We start from the raw sequence: 20,461 nt of genomic DNA on the forward strand, positions 1-20,461 counted from the left end.
GCAGACGAAGGGGCCCTGCCCCGGCATGCACAGCCAGTAGAGCCAGTACGAGAAGGCGAGTCGGTAGAACCGTGACGACGTCCATCGAAGGCAGGATCGCCGAGGAGCTCGGCGTACGTGAACGGCAGGTGAAGGCGGCCGTCGAGCTGCTCGACGGCGGGTCGACCGTGCCGTTCATCGCGCGCTACCGCAAGGAAGCGACCGAGATGCTCGACGACGCGCAGCTGCGCACGTTGGAGGAGCGGCTGCGGTATCTGCGGGAGCTGGAGGACCGCCGTGCGGCGATCCTCGACTCGGTGCGCGAGCAGGGCAAGCTGGACGAGGCCCTGGAGGCACAGATCCGGGCCGCCGACACCAAGGCCCGCCTGGAGGACATCTATCTGCCGTTCAAGCCCAAGCGGCGCACCAAGGCGCAGATCGCCCGGGAGGCCGGGCTCGAACCGCTCGCCGACGGCCTGCTCGGCGACCCCTCGGTCGATCCGCTCGTCGCCGCCGCCGGCTTCGTCGACGCCGACAAGGGCGTCGCGGACGTCGCGGCCGCGCTGGAGGGGGCCCGCGCCGTCCTCACCGAGCGGTTCTCCGAGGACGCCGACCTGATCGGCGAGCTGCGTGAACGCATGTGGTCGCGCGGGCGGCTGGCCGCCAAGGTGCGGGACGGCAAGGAGGAGGCGGGGGCGAAGTTCGCCGACTACTTCGACTTCGCCGAGCCGTTCACCGCGCTGCCCTCGCACCGGGTGCTCGCGATGCTCCGGGGCGAGAAGGAGGACGTACTCGATCTGGTCCTGGAGCCGGAGCCGGAGGAGCCGTCCGGGACGCCCGCCCCCTCGACGTACGAGAACATGGTCGCGCGGCGCTTCGGGGTGGCCGACCGCGGCCGCCCCGGCGACAAGTGGCTCGGCGACACGGTGCGCTGGGCCTGGCGGACCCGGATCCTGGTGCACCTCGGCATCGATCTGCGGCTGCGGCTGCGCACGGCGGCGGAGGACGAGGCGGTACGCGTCTTCGCGTCGAACCTGCGCGATCTGCTGCTCGCCGCCCCGGCCGGAACCCGGGCCACGCTCGGGCTCGACCCCGGTTTCCGTACGGGTGTGAAGGTCGCCGTCGTCGACGCGACCGGCAAGGTCGTGGCGACGGACGTCATCCATCCGCACGTCCCGGCGAACAAGTGGGACCAGTCGCTGGCCGCGCTGGAACGGCTGGCGAAGGCCCACGACGTCGACCTGATCGCGATCGGCAACGGCACGGCGTCCCGGGAGACCGACAAGCTCGCCGGCGAACTCATCGACAAGCACCCGGAGTTGAAGCTCACCAAGGTGATGGTGTCCGAGGCGGGCGCGTCCGTGTACTCGGCGTCGGCCTTCGCCTCGCAGGAACTCCCCGACATGGACGTGTCGTTGCGCGGCGCCGTCTCCATCGCACGGCGGCTGCAGGACCCGCTCGCCGAGCTGGTGAAGATCGACCCGAAGTCGATCGGTGTCGGGCAGTACCAGCACGACCTGTCCGAGGTGAAGCTGTCGCGCTCGCTGGACGCGGTCGTCGAGGACTGCGTGAACGGTGTCGGCGTCGACGTCAACACTGCCTCCGCGCCGCTCCTTTCGCGGGTGTCGGGGATCGGCTCGGGGCTCGCCGAGAACATCGTCGCGCACCGCGACGCGAACGGTCCCTTCCGGTCCCGCAAGGCGCTCAAGGACGTGGCACGGCTGGGCCCGAAGGCGTACGAGCAGTGCGCGGGCTTCCTTCGTATCCGGGGCGACGACCCGCTGGACGCGTCGAGCGTGCACCCGGAGGCGTATCCGGTGGTGCGGGCGATGGTGAAGCGGACCGGCGGCGACGTCGCCTCGCTGGTCGGCAACACGGGGGTGCTGCGGTCGCTGCGGGCCGACGACTTCGTGGACGAGAAGTTCGGTCTGCCGACGGTCACCGACATCCTGAAGGAGCTGGAGAAGCCGGGGCGCGACCCGCGGCCCGCGTTCAAGACGGCCACCTTCAAGGAGGGCGTCGAGAAGATCGGCGATCTGGCGTCCGGAATGGTGCTGGAAGGTGTCGTCACCAATGTGGCGGCGTTCGGCGCGTTCGTGGACATCGGTGTGCACCAGGACGGCCTGGTGCACGTGTCGGCGATGTCGCGGACCTTCGTGAAGGACCCGAGGGACGTCGTGAAGCCGGGCGACATCGTGAAGGTCAAGGTCATGGACGTCGACGTGCCGCGCAAGCGGATCTCGCTGACGTTGCGGCTGGACGACGAGGCGGCGGCCGGTACGGGTCCCCAGGGCGGCCCGAGGCGTGAGCGGGGCGAGCGCGGCGGCCAGGGCGGCCGGCCGCCGCGGCAGCGTCAGGGGCAGGGCGGCCAGGACCGCGACCGGCGCGGTGGCGGCAACGGGGGCGGATCCGCCCGTCCGGCACCGGCGCCTGTGAACAGCGCCATGGCCGACGCCCTGCGGCGGGCCGGGCTGACGGACCCGGGCCAGGGCGGCCGCAGCAGCAAGCGGTAGCGGGACCACCGAGCGGGGAGGGGCCACGCCTGCGGCGGGCCCCTCCCCGCTCCTCTTTTCTCCCGGGGCCGGTGACCACACCCCGGCCCCGCCCCCTCGTCGCCGTCGTCGACTCCTCCGACGGCGCACCGGCGCACCCGGGTCCACAGCGCCCGCCGGCGGCGGCAGCGCCTGGCAGCGGCAGCGGCACAACTCCCCCACGGACGCCGGTCCTTCACCGCATTCACCAAGACTTTCCCATATCGGTATGCCAAATAGGTCTCGGGTGAACAGTCGCTCCGGCAGCACATGGGACGCCTTGCCCTTTATATCCAGCATGTTTCCCTCCGGCACGGCAAACGGCGCACCATATTCCGATTGACGATCAAGTCCCTTGGTATACCGTTGCGCCTCAATGTGCACGCGCACCGGCAGTCGTCCGGCCCTCCGGCCGCCCTGCCGTTCTGCTGCCCTGCCGTCCTGCCTGCCGTCCCGAAGGAGGCTGTTCCCGTGCGTCGAATTCCGGCCGCTCTCTCGGTGGCCGCGCTGCTGGTGACCACCACCGCGTGCAGCTCGCTCTCTCCCCCCGGCAAAGAGACCACCGCCCGAGCCCGGCTCACCGATATGCGCCCCGTACGCGACGGCGGCACGGTCACGATCGGACTGAAGTCCGATCCCGACATGCTGGACCCGAGCCTGACGTCGACCCTGGTCGCCCGCACCGTCTTCTCGTCCATGTGCGAACAGCTCTACGACGTGGACCAGGACAACAAGTTCGTACCGCAGCTCGCCGCCTCGATGCCGAGGATCACCGACGGCGGCAGGACCTTCACCTTCGACGTCCGCGAGGACGCCGAATTCAGCGACGGCGCCCGGCTGGACGCGCAGGCGGTGAAGACCTCGCTCGACCGGCACCTGCATCTGCGCGGCTCCGGGCGGGCGTCCGAGATCGACTCCGTACAGAAGGTCACGGCGATCGGTCCGTACACCGTGCGGCTCTCGCTCAGCCACCCCGATGTCCCGCTCCTCGGACGGCTGGCCAACACGGCCGGGCTGATCATGTCCCCGAAGGCGCTCGGCACCTACGGCAGGAATTTCGCCGCGCACCCCTCGTGCGTCGGCCCGTTCCGGTACGTCAAGCGGGTCGTCGGCGACCGGATCGAGCTGGAGAAGGACCCGCTGTACTACGACGCGGACAAGGTCCACCTGGACCGCGTCATCTACAAGACGATCACCGACGGCACCATCCGGATGGCCAACATCCGGTCCGGTGACATCCAGATCGGCGACCAGATGGGCCCGGTCGAGGTTCGCAACTCCATGGGTGAGAAGGACCTCCAGCTCCTCAACACCCCGTCGCTCGGCTACATGGCCCTCACGCTCAACGTCGGCAACTCGCACGGCATCGACAAGGACCCCAGCCCGGTCGACAGCCCCTTCGGCCACGACGTACGGGTGCGGGAGGCCTTCGACCTCTCCCTGGACCGCGAACTGATCAACAAGCTGGTCTTCCAGGGGATGTACGAACCGGCCTGCGGCCCCGTACCCCCGGGTACTCCGCTCAGCTCCCCGCTCACCTGCCCGAAGCGGGACGTGGCGAAGGCCCAACGGCTGCTGAAGGCCGCCGGGGTGAGGACTCCGGTGCCGCTGGAGCTGATGATCAACACGACTCCCGACGACAGCCGTCTCGGCCAGGTCGTGCAGGCCATGGCCGCCGACGCCGGCTTCGAGGTCAAGCTGCGGCCGACCGAGTTCGCCACCGGCCTCACCCGCACCCTCGCCGGTGACTTCGAGGCGCGGACGGGCGGCTGGGGCGGTCAGCCGGATCCGGCGGGCAACATCGACAGCCTCGTCGGCACCAAGGGCAGCAACAACCAGGGCAAGCTCTCGGACCCGGCCATCGACCGGCTGATCGTCGAAGGCCGCAGCACCTCCGACATCGCCGAGCGCCGCGATGTCTATCGCAGGCTCACGGCCGCGATCAACAAGCAGCACGGCGTCATCTACCTCTACCGGAACATCAACTACGTCTCCGCCTCGCAGAACGTGAGCGGGATCAAGCTCTCCGGTGACGGCCTGATCAAGGTCAAGGAAGCCGGTTACACGAAGGGGAGCCGGTGAAACTCCTGCGCAGACTGCTCACGTCGTACGTGAGCCGCCGGATCGGCATGTCGCTGGTGACCATGGTGCTGGTGAGCATCACCGTCTTCCTCGGGGTGCGCGCGATGCCCGGCGACACCGCCCAGGCCCTCGCCGGTGAGCAGACCTCCCCGGAGGTCCTGGCCGCGATCCGCGAGGAGTACGGGCTCGACGACAACATCGCGGTCCAGTACTGGCGTTACGTCAGCCACGCGGCCACCGGGGACTTCGGCACCTCGGCCCGCACCGGGCTCCCCGTACTGGACTCCATCACCCAGGCGCTGCCCATCACCCTCGAACTGGCCGCGTTTTCCCTGCTGATGGCCGTGGTGGTCGGCATCGGCGCCGGGGTGCTGGCGGCGGTCCGGCGCGGCAGGCCGGCGGAGTGGCTGGCCAACGGCATCGCCCTGCTCGGCATGTCGGTGCCCTCGTTCTGGCTCGGGATCGTGCTGGTACTGCTCTTCGCCATCGCCATGCCCGTCTTCGCGGCCTCCGGATTCGTGCCGTTCAGCACCGATCCGCTGGAGAACCTGCGCCGGCTGGTGCTGCCCGCCGTGGTGCTGGGCTCCGGCCTCGCCGCGGTGGTGATGCGCCAGACCAGGGCGGCGATGATCGACGCGATGTCCTCGGACTATGTGCGCACCGCACGGGCCAAGGGACTGGCCCCGGCCGCCGTGATCGGCCGGCACGGGCTGCGCAACTCGCTCGTCACCGTGATCACCGTGCTGGGCCTGCAACTGGGCCATCTGATCTCCGGCGCCGTCGTCACCGAACAGGTCTTCGTCCTGCCGGGCTTCGGCAAGCTCACCATCGACGCGGTCTTCACCCGCGACTACGCCATGGTCCAGGGCGTGGTGCTGTTCACCTCGGCCGCCTACATCCTGATCAATCTGCTCGTCGACTTCCTGTACTCCGTGGTCGACCCGCGCATCCGGCTCGGAGGTTCCCGATGACCCTCGCCCCGTCCCCGGCGCCGAGTGCGGCCGTCGCCCCCGTGCCGCGGCCCGCCCCCGGCCGCGCCGCGCGGCCGGCCGCCTCGCTGCGGCGGCTGCGCCGCAACCGGCTGGCACTGGTCGGTGCGGTGCTCGCCGCGGTGTTCGTGCTCGTCGCGGTCGTCTCGTCGCTGCTGGCCCCGTACGACCCGGCCCGGCCGGACTTCGGCGCCGCGCTGGCCGAACCCGGCTGGTCGCACTGGCTGGGCACCGACGACCTGGGCCGCGACCAGCTGTCCCGGGTGCTGGTCGGGGTCACCGCGTCCATGCAGGTCGGCGTGGCGGCGGTACTGCTGGCCTTCGTCGTGGCCGTCCCACTGGGGCTGGTGGCCGGCTACTACGGCCGGTTCGCCGACACGGTGGTCTCCCGGCTGACCGACACCATGCTGGCCTTCCCGTTCCTGGTGCTGGCCGTCGGGCTCGCCGCGGTGCTCGGCCCCTCGCTGCAGAACGCGACCATCGCGATCGGCATCTCCCAGATCCCGGGGATCGTCCGCGTCACCCGCGCCGAGACCCTCCGGCTCAAGCACCTGGACTACGTCGGCGCTGCGATCGCCAACGGCGCCGGGGACGGCGTGATCCTCTTCCGCCACATCCTGCCGAACGCGACCTCGACGCTGATCGTGCAGGCCACCGTGGGCATCCCGTCCGCGATCATCGGCGAGGCGGTGCTCAGCTTCCTGGGCCTCGGGGTGCAGCCGCCCGCCCCCTCGCTCGGTGTGATGCTCTCCAGCGCCCAGCCCTTCATCGCGGACGCGCCCTGGATGGCGGTCTTCCCCGGCCTGGTCATCGTGCTCGCCACCCTGGCGTTCAACCTGCTCGGTGACGGCGTACGCGACATCCTCGACCCCCGCGGAGGTTCCCGGTGACCGAAGTCGAAACGTCCACCGCGCCCGTGCCCGGCCCCCGAGACGGCTCCGGTCCGGTGCTCCGGGTCCGCGATCTGTCGGTCTCCTTCCACGGAGCGGAGCGCACCGTGCACGCCGTGGACGGGGTCTCCTACGACCTGGCGCGCGGTGAGGTGCTGGCCGTGGTCGGCGAGTCGGGGTGCGGCAAGTCCGTCACCTCGATGGCCGTGATGGGGCTGCTGCCCCCGACCGCCCGGGTCGGCGGGTCGATCACCCTCGACGGTCAGGAGCTGGTCGGCGCGCCGGAGAAGCAGCTGCGCTCGCTGCGCGGCCGCCGGCTCTCGATGATCTTCCAGGAGCCCATGACCTCGCTCAATCCGGTACTCACCGTAGGACGGCAGATCACCGAGGTCCTGCGCCGGCACCAGGGTCTGAGCCGGAGCGAGGCCAGAAAGCGGGCCGTCGAACTGCTCGGCATCGTCGGCATCCCGGCCCCGCGCAAGCGGGTGGACGAGTATCCGCACCAGCTCTCCGGCGGCATGCGGCAGCGGGTGATGATCGCGATCGCCGTGGCGTGCGACCCCGCGGTGCTGATCGCGGACGAGCCGACGACCGCACTCGATGTGACGGTGCAGGCGGGCATCCTCGATGTGCTCCGCTCCCTGCGGGACCGGCTGGGCACCGCGATCGTGCTGATCACCCATGACCTCGGGGTCGTCGCGGACACCGCGGACCGGGTCCTGGTGATGTACGCGGGCCGCCCGGTCGAAGAGGCCCCGGTGGACGAACTGTTCGCCTCGCCGCGGCACCCGTACACCCGCGGTCTGCTCGGTGCCGTACTGCGTCCCGGCAGCCGGAGCGAGGGCGGCCGGACCCGGCTCGACGAGATCCCCGGACTGGTGCCCGATCTGCGCGAGCAGCCCGTGGGATGCGGTTTCGCCCCGCGGTGCGCGTCTGCCGACGCGGACTGCCCGACGAGCCGTCCCCCGCTGCGGCAGGCCGCCGGGCCCCATCTGATCGCCTGCCACCACCCGGCCGCCCCGGCCGCCGCCGAACCGGCCGGCACCGACCCGTCCCGTCCCGATCCGAGCAAGGGAACCGTCCGATGACCGCCGGCCCCACCCCACCCCCCGGCACCGCGGGAACCGTCACCCCGGTGCTGGCCGTGCGCGACCTCAAGCGGCACTTCGACGCGTCGGGCGGCACCGTGAAGGCGGTGGACGGTGTGTCGTTGACGATTCTGCCGGGTGAGGTCGTCGGCCTCGTCGGGGAGTCGGGCAGCGGCAAGTCGACCGTGGGACGCTGTGTGGTCCGCCTGGACCGGCCGACCGGCGGCAGCGTGGAGATCAACGGCACCGACGTCACCACACTCACGCCGCGTGCGCTCCGGCCCCTGCGCAAGGACTTCCACCTGGTGTTCCAGGACCCGTCGTCCTCACTCAACCCGCGCATGACGATCCGTCAGATCATTGCGGAGCCAATGCGGTTGCACGGTATGGCGAACCGCGCCGAGGCCTCGGTCCGGGTGGACGAGCTGCTCGCCCAGGTAGGTCTGCGGCCCGAGCTGGCGGACCGCAACCCCCATGAGCTCTCCGGTGGTCAGCGTCAGCGGGTCTCCATCGCCCGCGCCCTGTCGGTCGACCCCGCGCTCCTGGTGGCCGACGAGCCGACCTCGGCGCTCGATGTGTCGGTCCAGGCATCGGTGCTCAACCTGCTCGCGGACCTCCAGCGCGACCGGGGCTTCGGCTGCCTCTTCATCACCCACGACCTGGCGGCGGTGGAGTATCTGGCGGACCGCATCGCGGTGATGTACCTGGGCCGGATCGTCGAACAGGCCCCGGCCGCCGAGCTGTTCGCGGCGCCCAGGCATCCGTACACCCAGGCGCTGCTGTCCGCGGCGCCGGTGCCCGACCCCGCCGAGCAGCGGGGCCGCAGCCGGATCGTGCTCGGCGGCGACCTGCCCAGCCCGTTGGACCCGCCGCCCGGCTGCCACTTCCACACCCGGTGCCCGCTGGCCACCGACCGGTGCCGTACCGAGTCGCCGGTGCTGCGGACGCTGCCCGGCGAGGGCGGCCCGGAAGCGGCGCCGCGCCAGGTGGCGTGCCACCTGGTGGCGGACGACGGCACCGTACCGGATGCCGCGAAGGCCACGGCGTAACACCACGGCGCACACGCCGGAAGCCCGTCCACCGCGTGGGGGACGGGCTTCCGGCGTGTGCGCGCCCGGGTCAGCCGACGAGCTCCAGGCCGTCCGCGACGACGCGGCCGGCGTGCAGCACCGTACGGTCGTTGCCGCGGTCCATCACGGCGGACGTCACGGTCTCGCCGTCGACCAGCAGCAGATCGGCGGCGTCGCCCACCGAGACACCGGGCCGGTCGGCCACCGATGTCAGGCGCGGCAGCTCCGGATGCAGGATCGAGGCACCGCCGCGACCGGCGACGGCCATGCAGTGCTCGATCAGCTCGTCGGCCCGGTAGCGGTTGGTGAAGGCGAGCTGCCAGGTGCGGTCCAGCATGTCCCCGTTGCCGTACGGAGACCAGAAGTCGCGCTGGCCGTCCTCGCCGAGGCCGACCCGCACGCCGGCGGCCGTCAGCTCGGCGAGCGGCAGCGCCCGGTGCTGCGCGGGGGCGACGGTCGCCATCGCGATGTCCAGCTCGGCGAACTCCTCGATGAGCCGCCGCGTCGTCGCCTCGTCGACACCGCCGAGATCGTACGCGTGCGAGAGCGTCACCTGGCCGGCCATGCCGAGGGCGCGCACCCGCTCCAGGATCAGGTCGACACTGAACACGCCCAGCGGGCCGGGCTCGTGGAGGTGGATGTCGACCGGTGCCCGGTGGCGCTCGGCGAGGCCGAAGACGATGTCCAGGTGGCGTACCGGGTCCCGGTCCAGGGTGCAGGGGTCGATGCCGCCGACCACGGCCGCGCCCGCGGACAGGGCCCGGTCCATCAGCTCCGGCACGCCCTTCTCCTTGAGCAGACCGGCCTGCGGGAAGGCCATGATCTCGACCTCGCAGCGACCGGCGTGCGCCTCCTTGGCGGCGAGCACGCCCTCGAAGCGCTCCAGCCCGCAGTCCGCGTCGATCTGCGCGTAGCTGCGGACGAGGGTGGTGCCGCGCTCGATCATGCGGCCCAGGGTGAACGTGGCCCGCTCGGCGACGCTCCATGCGTCCTCGCGCCAGTGGGCGCGGTCGTTCATGGTCATGGCCCAGACACCGGGTGCACCGGTGTGGGCGCGGAAGGGGAGGCCGATGCGGGTGGAGTCCAGGTGGCAGTGGACGTCCGAGAACGACGGCAGGGCGAGCCGTCCCCGTCCCGCCACGGTGTCGCCGTCCTGGTCACGGTCCGGGTCGTGCGGGGTGATCGCGGCTATCGCACCGTTCCCGATCTCGATGTCGCACGGTTCGCCGCCCCAGGGGCGGACATTCGTGATCAGCATGTGGGGGATCTCCTTGTCTCGGGCGCCGGTGCGCGGTTCTCGGGCGGCGGTCGTCCGGCCGCCGCGGGTCACTCGGCCGGAAGGACCTCGGCCAGGGCCGCCGGGGAGGGGCCGCGGCCCCTCCCGATGTGTGCGTGGGCGAGGGCATCGGCCAGGTCGGGCCCGCCGGCGTGGATCGCGGCGCAGATGTCCTGGTGCTCGGCGCGCCGGACGCGCGGGTCGAGGCCGCCGGTGACGGTGAAGAGCCACTGCACCGGACCGGGCGAGGGCTGCGGGGCGTCCGGGAGCAGGCGGTTGCCGGTCAGCGCGACGATCTCCGCGCGCAGGGCGGCGGTGGCGGCCGGGATCTCGTCGGTGTCGCCGCGCCGGGTGGCGTCCTCGGCCGCCGCCATGAGCTCCCGCAGCCGTTCGCCGCCGCGTCCGCCGGCGCGGGATTCGGCGGCCCGGCGCGCGGCGAACACCTCCGGGCGCAGCCGGAGGTCGAAGAGTGCGGCCACGTCGCGGAGCGAGAGGTTGCGTACGGAGGCGCCGCGTCGTGGCGAGTTCACCACCGGGCCCTCCCCCGTCAGCCGGGCGAGGGCCTCGCGGACGGGGATGCGCGGTACTCCCGGCACGTCGGACAGTTCGCGCCGGCGCGAGCCGGGCGGGTACGCGCCGCCGAGGACGCGGGTGCGGATCGTCGGCTCGGCGTGGGACGGCCCGGGCTCGGTCAAGAGCGCGTCTCCCGGAACGGCGGGAACGTCGGCGGGAACAGCTCGTCGGCGCCGCGGCGCAGCACGTCGCGTTCGCTGTAGGCCTCGCGCATCCTGTCGAACAGGCCCTGGGCGCGGCGGCGCAGGTCGGCCTGGTCGATGCCGGGGATGCGGCCGTCGGTCATGACCGGGCGTCCGGCCACGACGGAGTGGGTGGCCTGCCGGGCGGTGCCGTTCAGCAGGAAGGTGCGGACGGGGTCGTCCCGGACGCCGTCGCGGATGTCGTCCAGCCGGAACGCGACCAGGTCCGCCTGGGCACCCGGCTCCAGCCGTCCGAGGTCGGTGCGGCCCAGCGCACGGGCACCGCCGAGTGTGGCCGCCTCGACGTAGCGCTCGGCGGGCGCCGCGTCGGCGCGCCCGTCGACGACCTTCGCGAGGTGGACGCCGAGGTCCATGCCCCGGATCAGGTCCGGCGGGAAGGAGTCGGTGCCCAGACAGAGGTTGACCCCGGCCCTCCGGTACGCGTCGAAGGAGTGCAGCACCTGGCCGTAGCGCAGCGAGGTCTGCGGGCAGTGGACGACCGAGACGCCGGCCGCCGCCAGGGTGGCCAGGTCGCCGTGGTCCTCGCCGTGCACACCGGGATGCCGGTCGATGACGATGCCGTGCGGGACAAGGAGGCGGGTGTCCAGCAGCCCGGTGCGTTCGAGCAGGTGCAGGGGCGTGGTGCCGTGCAGCCGGCGCACCAGGTCCCGTTCGTGCATGCCCTGCAGGCAGTGGAGCCGTACGAGGACATCGCGCCGGCGCGCGATCGCGGCGGTCTCCCGCATGAGTTCTTCGGTGAGCGTCTCGATGCGGCACGGCAGCAGTACGCCGTTGACCAGCGGGTCGTCCAGCCCGGCCACATGGTCCAGGAAGCGCACGGCGTCCCGGAGCCCGTCGCGGCCTCGCTCCTCGTCGAACTCGACGCCCCGGCCGCCGTCGGGCAGCGTCACATTGACGCCGGACCGGTAGGCGGGGCCCAGATAGCCCCGCAGGCCGATCCGCCGGGAGGTCTGCGCCATGGAGACGAGTTCGCCGTACGGCTCGGCCCAGGCGCTGTGGACCTCCGAGGCGATGGGCATGTAGGTGGTGATGCCGTGCAGCGCCAGCTGGACGAGTGCGTACTCGCGGACGGTGGCCCGTTCGGCCGGGGTGAAGACGTCGTGGCGCCGGTCGGTGAAGTACTCCCGCGACCAGAGGAGCCCGCCGCCGGTCTCCGGCGACGCCCAGGAGTCCAGGACGAGGTGGTCGATGTCGGTGAGGGCGTCCAGGTCGATGAGCCCGGGCATCACCAGCGCCTCGCCGAGGTCCAGTTCCTCGTCCACCGGGCCGTCGTACCGCTTTCCGACGTACGCGATGGTGGATCCGTCCCACACGATCTCGCCGTCGCGCAGCAGCGCGTGACCGCCGCCGCGGTGGGCGAGGATGTGGGCGGCGCGCCAGCGGGTTCGCACGGGGCCTCCTGCGGATGTGTGTCAGGGCCGTCCGGCCGGACGTCGGTCCTTGGCCGAACCGACACTAACACTTGGCATACCAAAATCCGATGCCACCAGGGAGTATGAGCGATTGGTCGCAAATGACCCTTCGTCGCAAGACGCAAGGGCGCAAGGTCGGAGTCTTTTGGCATACCAGACCGGAGCGGCCCGGGCTCAGACCTCGGTCACCCTTCCCTCCGACACCTCGATGCGCCGCGTCGTCCGTACGGCTTCCAGCATGCGCCGGTCGTGCGTGACCAGCAGCAGCGTGCCCGGGTACGACTCCAGGGCGGATTCCAGCTGCTCGATCGCGGGCAGGTCGAGGTGGTTCGTGGGCTCGTCGAGCACCAGGAGGTTGACGCCCCGGCCCTGGAGCAGGGCGAGCGCCGCCCGGGTGCGCTCGCCCGGGGAGAGCGTCGTGGCGGGCCGCATCACATGGTCGGCGCGCAGGCCGAACTTGGCGAGCAGCGTGCGCACTTCGGCCGGTTCGGTGTCGGGCACGGCCGCGCAGAACGCTTCCAGGAGCGACTCCGAGCCGTGGAAGAGCTTGCGGGCCTGGTCGACCTCGCCGACCACCACCCCCGAGCCGAGCACCGCATGGCCGGAGTCGAGCGGGAGGCGGCCGAGGAGTGCGGCGAGAAGGGTGGACTTGCCCGCCCCGTTGGCGCCGGTGATGGCGACCCGGTCCGCCCAGTCGATCTGCAGCGACGCCGGGCCGAAGGCGAAGTCGCCGCGTACGGCGCGCGCTTCGCGCAGGGTGGCCACGACCGATCCGGAGCGGGGTGCCGCGGCGATCTCCATCCGCAGTTCCCATTCCTTGCGCGGTTCGTCGACGACATCGAGCCGTTCGATCATGCGCTGGGTCTGCCGGGCCTTGGCGGCCTGCTTCTCGCTCGACTCGCTGCGGAACTTCCGGCCGAGCTTGTCGGAGTCCGTGGCCTTGCGGCGGGCGTTCTTGACGCCCTTGTCCATCCAGGAGCGCTGCATCTGGGCGCGCCCTTCGAGGGCGGCGCGCTTGTCGGCGTACTCCTCGTACTCCTCGCGGGCGTGCCTACGGTCGCGCTCGCGCTCCTCCAGGTAGGCCGCGTACCCGCCGCCGTACAGGTTGATCTGCTGCTGGGCCAGGTCCAGTTCGAGGACCTTGGTGACCGTGCGCATCAGGAATTCGCGGTCGTGGCTGATGACCACCGTGCCCGCGCGGAGCCCCGAGACATAGCGCTCCAGCCGCTCCAGGCCGTCCAGGTCGAGGTCGTTGGTGGGCTCGTCCAGCAGGAAGACGTCGTAGCGGGACAGGAGGAGGGAGGCCAGACCGGCGCGGGCGGCCTGACCACCGGAGAGCGCGGTCATCGGCAGGTCGAGGCCGACGGTCAGTCCGAGCTCGGCCGCGACCTCCTCGGCGCGCTCGTCCAGGTCCGCGCCGCCGAGGGCCAGCCAGCGTTCCAGTGTCTCGGAGTACGCGTCGTCGGCGCCCGGTGTCCCGTCGACGAGGCCCTGCGTCGCCGCGTCCATCGCGGCCTGGGCGTCGGCGACGCCGGTGCGGCGGGCCAGGAACTCCCGCACGGTCTCCCCCGCGCGCCGTTCCGGCTCCTGCGGGAGGTGTCCGACGGTGGCGGTGGGCGGGGAGAGCCGCAGCTCGCCCTCCTCCGGCCGGTCGAGTCCGGCGAGGAGCCGGAGCAGGGACGATTTTCCGGCCCCGTTGACTCCGACGAGACCGATCACGTCACCGGGCGCGACGACGAGGTCGAGTCCGGCGAAGAGTGTGCGGTCGCCGTGTCCGGCGGCGAGGTCCTTGGCGACGAGAGTGGCAGTCATCAGGGTGTCGATCCTAGGGCCTGTCCGACCTCGGTCCACCGGACAGCCCCCGCACCGGCACCGGGGCCGGACAGAAGCGTCCTCAGCCGTCGCCCGGAGGCCCGTAGGCGCGGAGCTGCCCGGTCGCGGGTCGGGGCCCCGGGGAGTCCGGTGGTGACCTGGCAGCCGCCCGGACCGATCCGGATCCCGAAGTCGCCGGAGTACTTCGCGTGCCCCTCGATGACCGCGGACTCGACCGCTTCGACACCGAACCCACGCCGAACGATCAGCGGGTCCTGGCGCAGGTCCCGCATCGGCGCCACGCACATGCCGATCACGACCAGGGTGAAGGGCGCGGCGACCAGGATCGTCAGGTCCTGGAGTCCGGCGAGCGCGTCGCCCTTGCCGTTACCGATGAGCAGCATGATCGCGGCCACGGCGCCGGTGACCACACCCCGGAGGACGACGACCCGTCCGGCCGGTTCGAGGACGCCCTTCTGGGAGAGCGTGCGGTTCGGCGACGGGCTCGGCAGATGCCTTCGGGTCGGGCGCGGGCCGCATCGCGCCTCTCCGGCGTGCGGCCGCCGGTTCGGCCTCGCGGCGGTCGACGGCGATGCGGGCCCACGCCAGGAGCATCCGCGCGGATTCGGTGACCTGGATGCGGTGGGCGTTCGGACGCCCGCGGAACCGGCATCGCGGGACGCCCCGGAACCGGTCGCCCGCGGCCCGTGCCGGGCCCCTCGCGGGAGGTGCCCGGCACGGGCATGGGCACCGTCACGACTGGCCGGCTCCCGGAACGCGACGGGCGGCGCGCGGCGGTGTCACGCCCCGGACCTCGGCCGCCCCGGGCGTGTCCGTCGCGGACGCGGAACCCGTGGTGGCGCGGACGAAGGCGCCGGTGCCGCCGACGAACGGCAGTTTCGCGGAGGTTCGGGCCAGGTCGAGGGTGAGCGTGGGGGTGGAGTCCGGCGGGTCGATGAGGTCACGGTCGGTGCCGGCGACGATCAGGGCCAGGCGGTGTCCGGCCGGGACGACATGGTCGGTGGCCGCCAGGTCGATGGTGAGGGTGCCGGCCCGGCCCGGGGTGAGCGGACGGCCCTTCCCCGGGGAGGCGTACGTGCCGAGGTCGGCCCAGCCGCGGCTGACCACGGTCCGGTCGACGGTGGTGGTCCTGGCCCTGGTCTCCTTGAAGCAGGAGCTGTCCCCGGTGGTGCTCGCGCCCCAGCAGCTGCGGGTGGTGAGGGTGGTGATGCCCTCGCCGGAGGAGCCGTAGTCGCGGATGGTGTCGGGGCCGATGTCCACGAGGACCGCGGAGAGGTGGGCGGTCGAGGTGGTCGGGGTGGCGGTGACGGTCACCGCGGAGGATCCGGAGAGCCTGAGGTCGGCGGTGAGCGGCGCGGTACGGAATCCGGCCTTGGCTCTGGTGGTCCGGTCCAGGTCGGCGGCCCACTCCGTCTCGCTCTGTGCCGGATCGTCGGTGAACGTCTCGGTGGCGCCGGGGCGGGCCGTCCGCAGGGACAGGGTGCCGACGCCCGGCGCGCTCCCGGCGCCGGGGCGCACGGTGGTGGCGTGGGTGGTGCGGGGCGGCCAGACACGGTCGGTGGACCACTGGTCGGGGTGGCGTTCGATGTCGGCCATCGGTTCGCGGTCGATGCCGTTGTCGTAGCCGAGGAGGTAGTGGTCGAACCAGCGGTGCAGCGTGTCGACCCACTCGGCGCGCCGGTAGTCGAACGGGTCGACGTGGCCGGTCTGGGAGAGCCAGATCTTGCGCTCCACACCCCGGTCGGCGAGCGCGTCCCACCACTGGCCGAGGTGCTTGGTACGGACGTTGAGGTCCTGCATGCCGTGGACGGCGAAGACGCTGGCGCGCACCTTGCGGGCGTCCTTCACGTAGTCGCGCCCGCTCCACAGCCTCGACCAGTCGCCGGTGCGCGGCGCCCCGTCGACGAGCCGCTGCTGGACGGCGGCGCAGCGTCCGCGCGCCTCCGGGCTCTCCACATAGTCGGAGAGCCATTCGGGGCCGCTGTCGTAGAGCGGCGCGCCCTGGGCGAAGTAGTAGTCGTACCAGGAGGAGATGGCGCCGATCGGCACGATGGTCCGCAGCCCGTCCACGCCGGTCGCGGCGACACCGTTGGCGACGGTGCCGTCGTAGCTCTTGCCGATCATTCCGGTGCGGCCGTTGGACCAGCCGGCCGTGGCGCGGGCGTTGCCGGTGCGGGTGGTGTAGCCGCGGGCGCGTCCGTTCAGCCAGTCGATCACGGCCTTGGCGGACTGCACGTCCGAGCGGCCTCCGACATCGACGCAGCCGTCGGAGCGATTGGTACCGGCCAGATCGACGGCGACGAAGGCATAGCCGCGCGGCACGAAGTAGTTGTCGTAGTGGAGCGGGAACTGGACGGGCCGGCCGTCGGCGTCATACGTCTTGAGCTGGCTCTCGTTGCCGCGTCCGCAGCAGGAGTAGTACGGGCTGGCGTCCATGATCACGGGGATCTTCCGGCCCTGCCCGGCGGGTTCGCGCGGCCTGACGACGTCGACGGCGACGCGGTCGCTCCGACCGTCCTCGTCGCCGTCCAGTCCGGTGTCGACCCAGACCGATTCGCGGACGGCGTTCTCGTACGAGTAGACGGGTCTGCTCTCCGCCGGCCGCTCCTTCCCCGGGCTCGCGCCCTGTGCACCTGCCGGTGACAGCAGGACGGCCGTCAGGGCGGCGACGGCCGCCACCACCAGCGATCTGTACCTCGGACGGGGGCCTCGCGCGCGATTCGGCATGGGCGGAAGGTACCCCGGTCAACTCCCCGGCGACAGAGGGCGATCAGTGGTGCATACGGCATGATCACGGCGCACATGCGTACAGCAGCGGTGGCGGCCGAATGGCGATCGTGTGACAGCTGCGGCCATGGACACCACTGATGCCGTGGTCGCTGAATAGTGTCGACGTGACGGTTCGAAAGATCATTCGCCCCGACCACTTGGAGCATTCCGTGCACCGCAGACTCATCGTCCCGAGCGCACTCGCGGCTTCCCTGCTGCTGGCGGTCCCGGCCTCGGCCGCCGGAGGCACCGTGGGCGCCCCGGGCATCGGCGACCCCTACTACCCGGCCAGCGGCAACGGCGGCTACGACGTGTCCCACTACGACCTGCGGCTGAAGTACCAGCCCTCGACCGATCTGCTGGAGGGCACGGCGACGATCCTCGCCACGACCACCCAGGAACTCTCCCGCTTCGACCTGGACTTCGGGCTGGACGTCTCCGAGGTGCGGGTGAACGGCAAGAAGGCCGGCCATGTGAAGAACGGCGAGCAGGAGCTGGAGATCACCCCGGCGGCCCCGCTGGCGAAGGGCAGGGCCGTCTCGGTGGTCGTGCGATACGCCGGGAAGCCCTCCGAGGTGAAGATCAACGACTGGACCTCCTGGGTCCGCACTCCCGACGGCGCCGTGGCCGCCTAGGAGCCCGAGTCGGCCGCGTGGTGGTTCCCCAGCAACGACCACCCGCTGGACAAGGCGACGTACGACATCTCCGTGTCCGTCCCGGACGGCACCCAGGCGATCAGCAACGGCACGCTGCAGTCGCAGAGTTCGAAGCTGGGCTGGACCCGCTTCAACTGGCGTTCCAGCAAGCCGCAGGCGACGTATCTGACGACGCTGGCGGTCGGGAAGTTCGACATCACCACGGACACCACGTCGGACGGGCTGCCGGTCGTCAACGCGTACAGCAAGGACCTCGGCGCCAACGCCGGGGCGGCGCGTGCCAGCATCGAGCGGAGCGCCGAGGTCGCCGAGTGGCTGACGGAGGTGTTCGGGCCGTACCCCTTCGACGCGCTGGGCGGGTACTCCCCCAATGTGACGAGCGGCTTCGCGCTGGAGACCCAGACCAGGCCGTTCTACAGCCCGAAGCAGTTCGCCAACGGTGCGAACGTCTCGGTCGTCGTCCATGAGCTGGCCCATCAGTGGTACGGCGACAGTGTGTCCCTCAAGGGCTGGAAGGACATCTGGATCAACGAGGGCTTCGCCCGCTACAGCCAGTGGCTGTGGTCGGAGAAGGAGGGCGAGGGAACGGCGCAGGAGCTGGCGGACTACACCTACGCCCTGCACCCCGCGGACGACGCCTTCTGGACGGTGAAGCCCGGGGACCCGGGCCCCGACAACCAGTTCGACGCGGCCGTCTACGACCGGGGCGCGCTGGCGCTCCAGGCACTGCGTGACGAGCTGGGCGACGAGACGTTCTTCGCGCTGCTGAAGGGCTGGCCCGCGGAGCACGCGTACGGGAACGCGAGCGTGAGCGACTTCGTCGCCTATGCGGAGCGGGTCTCGGGCAAGCCGCTCGCCGCCTTCTTCGACACCTGGCTGTTCCGGCCGACACGGCCCGAGGCCCCGGCGGCCGGGGCACACGCCCTGCACGCCACCGGGCAGCCCGCGCGGCCCGCGTCCTGGAAGAAGATCGCCGCGACGGACTCCGTGCACGACCACCGCTGACGGGTCCGGGCACCGCTGCCCCTTTCCCCCTGGTGGGGGCGGTGGTGCCCGGCGGCGGGCCGGCGGCGCCGGTTAGGCTGATGGCGTCGGTGCCGTCCGGCCGGCCCGGCCGTTTCCGGCCCGATCCCGCGTGTACGAGGAGCCTCCCTTGCCCGGTCCGTCCCACGATTCCGTTCGCGACGACCGCCCCACACTGGAGGCCGTGGCGGCCCGCGCCGGGGTCTCCCGGGCGACCGTCTCGCGGGTGGTGAACGGCGGGGCGGGGGTGCGCAAGCCGCTCGTGGACCAGGTGCGCAAGGCGGTCGAGGAGCTCGGATACGTGCCGAACCATGCCGCCCGGACCCTGGTCACCCGGCGCAACGGCGCGGTCGCCGTGATCATCGACGAGCCGGAGTTCCGGATCTTCTCCGACCCGTTCTTCTCCCAGCAGATCCGTGGCATCAGCCGCGAACTGACCCTCCACGACTCCCAGTTGGTCCTGCTCCTGGTGGAGGGCAGCGGGGACTTCGACCAGGTCGCCCGCTATCTGGCCGGCGGCCATGTGGACGGGGTGCTGGCCTTCTCGCTGCACACCGACGACGAACTCCCCGCGATCATCCGCAGGTTCCACGTACCCACGGTCTACGGCGGCCGTCCGGGCCTGCCCGGCGCCGCGTCCGAACTGGCCGTCCCGTACGTCGACTGCGACAACCGCGGCGGCGCGGCCGAGGCCGTACGCCATCTCGTCGCCCTGGGCCGGCGGCGGATCGCGCACATCGCCGGGCCGCGCGACCAGACCTCGGCCCTCGACCGCATCGACGGCTACCGCGATGTGCTGCCCGACGCCGATCCGACCCTCCTGGCGGACGGCGACTTCACCGTCGAGGGCGGCGCACGGGCGATGGCGGAACTGCTCGACCGCCACCCCGGTCTGGACGCGGTCTTCGCCGCCAACGATCTCATGGCATCGGGCGCACTGCGGGTGCTGCGCGAGCGCGGGCGCGGAGTGCCGGACGAGGTGGCCCTGGTCGGCTTCGACGACATGATGTCGATTGCGGAGGCCACCGAGCCTCCCCTGACGACGGTCCGTCAGGATGTGGAGGGAATGGGCCGGTTGATGGTGCGGATGCTGATGAACCGCCTCAACGGCGAGGCCGGGGGCGACGAGCAGGCATCGGTGATCACGCCGACCGAGCTGGTCCGCCGGGCTTCCGCCTGAGCCCTCCCCCGCTCCCGAGGCCCTGCCGGTGGGCCGCCCGTGCCCTGCGCGCGTACGGCAGATAGCGCAGCCGCTCGGGGAGCACCGGCACCACGCACCGCACCACTGAGCAGAACCGCCGCAGTGCGCGCTCCTGCTCGTCCGTCCACTCCAGCCCGATCGCCTCACGTGCCTCCGGCGGCATCAGCCCGATGGTGACGAACCGCCGGAACCGAGCCAGCGGCGGGAAGAGCACCGGCCACAACACCTTCAGCAGCAGCCTGAGCGGCAGCGGCCCGCGGTCCGGCGGCGGCACGGGGCGATCGGTGGCGATCAGGTCCTCGACGACCGCGGTCGCCTCGATCTCCTCGGCGAGCACCTTGCGGAAATACGGCCAGAACTCCTCGATCGTCTGCGGCATGTCCCGGTCGTGGATGCCGAGGATCCGGCCGACCTGGAGCCACTCCCGGTACAGCGCCCGCTCCTGCGCCGCGGTGAGCGGCCGGACGAGATAGCGCGCGGCGTGCTGGTAGACCGGGAAGCCGGTGGCGTGCACCCACGCGTAGTTAGCGGGCGACAGCGCGTGGTAGCGGCGCCCCCTGGTGTCGGTGCCCTGGATGGTGCGGTGCAGGCGGCGCAGGCGGCGCCCCTCCTCGGCCGCCTCCTCGCCCCCGTACACCCAGAGCTGGAGCGAGCGCAGGGACCGCTCGCCACGCCCCCAGGGATCCGTGCGGAAGACGGAGTGCTCGTCGACGCCGGCACCGACCGCCGGGTGGGCGACCTGGAGGGTGAGCGCGGCGGGCAGCATCAGCAGGGCCCGGATGTCGCCCGAGAGGCTCCAGAGCACACCGCCGGGCGGCGGCGGTACGGGGTCGGTGCCCCTGGCCGGTTCGCTGCTCATACGGTGCTCCCGACGGTCGGCGGGCGC

13 protein-coding genes and 2 pseudogenes are annotated in these 20,461 nt (G+C 71.9%); 8 read left to right on the forward strand and 7 right to left on the reverse strand.

Annotation, left to right across the window (positions count from 1 at the left end; translation table 11 throughout):
- Nucleotides 1–71: 71 nt before the first annotated feature.
- From AB0D53_RS26055 to AB0D53_RS26080, 6 genes are all read left to right on the forward strand, one after another.
- The gene (locus AB0D53_RS26055) at nt 72–2,492 is read left to right on the forward strand and encodes a Tex family protein (RefSeq protein ID WP_362450671.1); all 2,421 of its coding nucleotides are present in this window, start codon (nt 72–74) and stop codon (nt 2,490–2,492) included.
- Nucleotides 2,493–2,981: 489 nt separating this feature from the next.
- Nucleotides 2,982–4,592, forward strand: a complete 1,611-nt coding sequence (locus AB0D53_RS26060) for an ABC transporter substrate-binding protein (RefSeq protein ID WP_362450673.1) — start codon at nt 2,982–2,984, stop codon at nt 4,590–4,592.
- Complete coding sequence (locus AB0D53_RS26065) at nt 4,589–5,563, forward strand: ABC transporter permease (protein WP_362450675.1); 975 nt, start codon at nt 4,589–4,591, stop codon at nt 5,561–5,563. Before AB0D53_RS26060 ends, AB0D53_RS26065 begins: the two co-directional genes overlap by 4 nt.
- Complete coding sequence (locus AB0D53_RS26070) at nt 5,560–6,471, forward strand: ABC transporter permease (protein WP_362450679.1); 912 nt, start codon at nt 5,560–5,562, stop codon at nt 6,469–6,471. The genes AB0D53_RS26065 and AB0D53_RS26070 overlap by 4 nt, the downstream gene beginning before the upstream one ends.
- A complete protein-coding gene (locus AB0D53_RS26075) occupies nt 6,468–7,559 on the forward strand; it encodes an ABC transporter ATP-binding protein (RefSeq protein ID WP_362450682.1) in 1,092 nt (363 codons plus the stop codon). Before AB0D53_RS26070 ends, AB0D53_RS26075 begins: the two co-directional genes overlap by 4 nt.
- On the forward strand, nt 7,556–8,608 hold the full coding sequence (locus AB0D53_RS26080) for an oligopeptide/dipeptide ABC transporter ATP-binding protein (protein ID WP_362450684.1): 1,053 nt from the start codon (nt 7,556–7,558) through the stop codon (nt 8,606–8,608). The genes AB0D53_RS26075 and AB0D53_RS26080 overlap by 4 nt, the downstream gene beginning before the upstream one ends.
- Nucleotides 8,609–8,678: 70 nt before the next feature.
- On the opposite strand, the gene AB0D53_RS26085 is transcribed toward AB0D53_RS26080, so the two are convergent.
- From AB0D53_RS26085 to AB0D53_RS26110, 6 genes and pseudogenes are all read right to left on the reverse strand, one after another.
- Complete coding sequence (locus AB0D53_RS26085) at nt 8,679–9,887, reverse strand: amidohydrolase family protein (RefSeq protein WP_362450686.1); 1,209 nt, start codon at nt 9,885–9,887, stop codon at nt 8,679–8,681.
- 68 nt (nt 9,888–9,955) lie between these two features.
- Complete coding sequence (locus AB0D53_RS26090) at nt 9,956–10,600, reverse strand: GntR family transcriptional regulator (protein ID WP_362450688.1); 645 nt, start codon at nt 10,598–10,600, stop codon at nt 9,956–9,958.
- A complete protein-coding gene (locus AB0D53_RS26095; protein ID WP_362450690.1) occupies nt 10,597–12,072 on the reverse strand; it encodes a chlorohydrolase family protein in 1,476 nt (491 codons plus the stop codon). Before AB0D53_RS26095 ends, AB0D53_RS26090 begins: the two co-directional genes overlap by 4 nt.
- Before the next feature lie 195 nt (nt 12,073–12,267).
- A complete protein-coding gene (locus tag AB0D53_RS26100) occupies nt 12,268–13,905 on the reverse strand; it encodes an ABC-F family ATP-binding cassette domain-containing protein (RefSeq protein ID WP_362450692.1) in 1,638 nt (545 codons plus the stop codon).
- A pseudogene (locus AB0D53_RS26105) lies at nt 13,905–14,393 on the reverse strand (BCCT family transporter); the annotation flags it as partial. The pseudogene AB0D53_RS26105 and the gene AB0D53_RS26100, both read right to left, overlap by 1 nt.
- A gap of 265 nt (nt 14,394–14,658) precedes the next feature.
- On the reverse strand, nt 14,659–16,653 hold the full coding sequence (locus AB0D53_RS26110; RefSeq protein ID WP_362450694.1) for a Xaa-Pro dipeptidyl-peptidase: 1,995 nt from the start codon (nt 16,651–16,653) through the stop codon (nt 14,659–14,661).
- 212 nt (nt 16,654–16,865) lie between these two features.
- On the opposite strand from AB0D53_RS26110, the pseudogene AB0D53_RS26115 reads away from it, so the two are divergent.
- Nucleotides 16,866–18,356: pseudogene (locus AB0D53_RS26115) on the forward strand (M1 family metallopeptidase).
- 148 nt (nt 18,357–18,504) lie between these two features.
- On the forward strand, nt 18,505–19,554 hold the full coding sequence (locus tag AB0D53_RS26120; RefSeq protein WP_362450697.1) for a LacI family DNA-binding transcriptional regulator: 1,050 nt from the start codon (nt 18,505–18,507) through the stop codon (nt 19,552–19,554).
- On the opposite strand, the gene AB0D53_RS26125 is transcribed toward AB0D53_RS26120, so the two are convergent.
- Complete coding sequence (locus AB0D53_RS26125; RefSeq protein WP_362450699.1) at nt 19,517–20,434, reverse strand: oxygenase MpaB family protein; 918 nt, start codon at nt 20,432–20,434, stop codon at nt 19,517–19,519. The genes AB0D53_RS26120 and AB0D53_RS26125 overlap by 38 nt on opposite strands.
- Between the last annotated feature and the right edge of the window lie 27 nt (nt 20,435–20,461).

Source organism: Streptomyces sp. NPDC048295 (genome assembly GCF_040652135.1).
Taxonomy (GTDB): domain Bacteria; phylum Actinomycetota; class Actinomycetes; order Streptomycetales; family Streptomycetaceae; genus Streptomyces.

What these genes read in the sequence shown, in the direction of transcription:
- AB0D53_RS26110 (WP_362450694.1), bottom strand. Translation starts at nt 16,653, where the DNA reads ATGCCGAATCGCGCGCGAGGCCCCCGTCCGAGGTACAGATCGCTGGTG.
- AB0D53_RS26070 (WP_362450679.1), top strand. Translation starts at nt 5,560, where the DNA reads ATGACCCTCGCCCCGTCCCCGGCGCCGAGTGCGGCCGTCGCCCCCGTG.
- AB0D53_RS26080 (WP_362450684.1), top strand. Translation starts at nt 7,556, where the DNA reads ATGACCGCCGGCCCCACCCCACCCCCCGGCACCGCGGGAACCGTCACC.
- AB0D53_RS26125 (WP_362450699.1), bottom strand. Translation starts at nt 20,434, where the DNA reads ATGAGCAGCGAACCGGCCAGGGGCACCGACCCCGTACCGCCGCCGCCC.
- AB0D53_RS26085 (WP_362450686.1), bottom strand. Translation starts at nt 9,887, where the DNA reads ATGCTGATCACGAATGTCCGCCCCTGGGGCGGCGAACCGTGCGACATC.
- AB0D53_RS26100 (WP_362450692.1), bottom strand. Translation starts at nt 13,905, where the DNA reads ATGACTGCCACTCTCGTCGCCAAGGACCTCGCCGCCGGACACGGCGAC.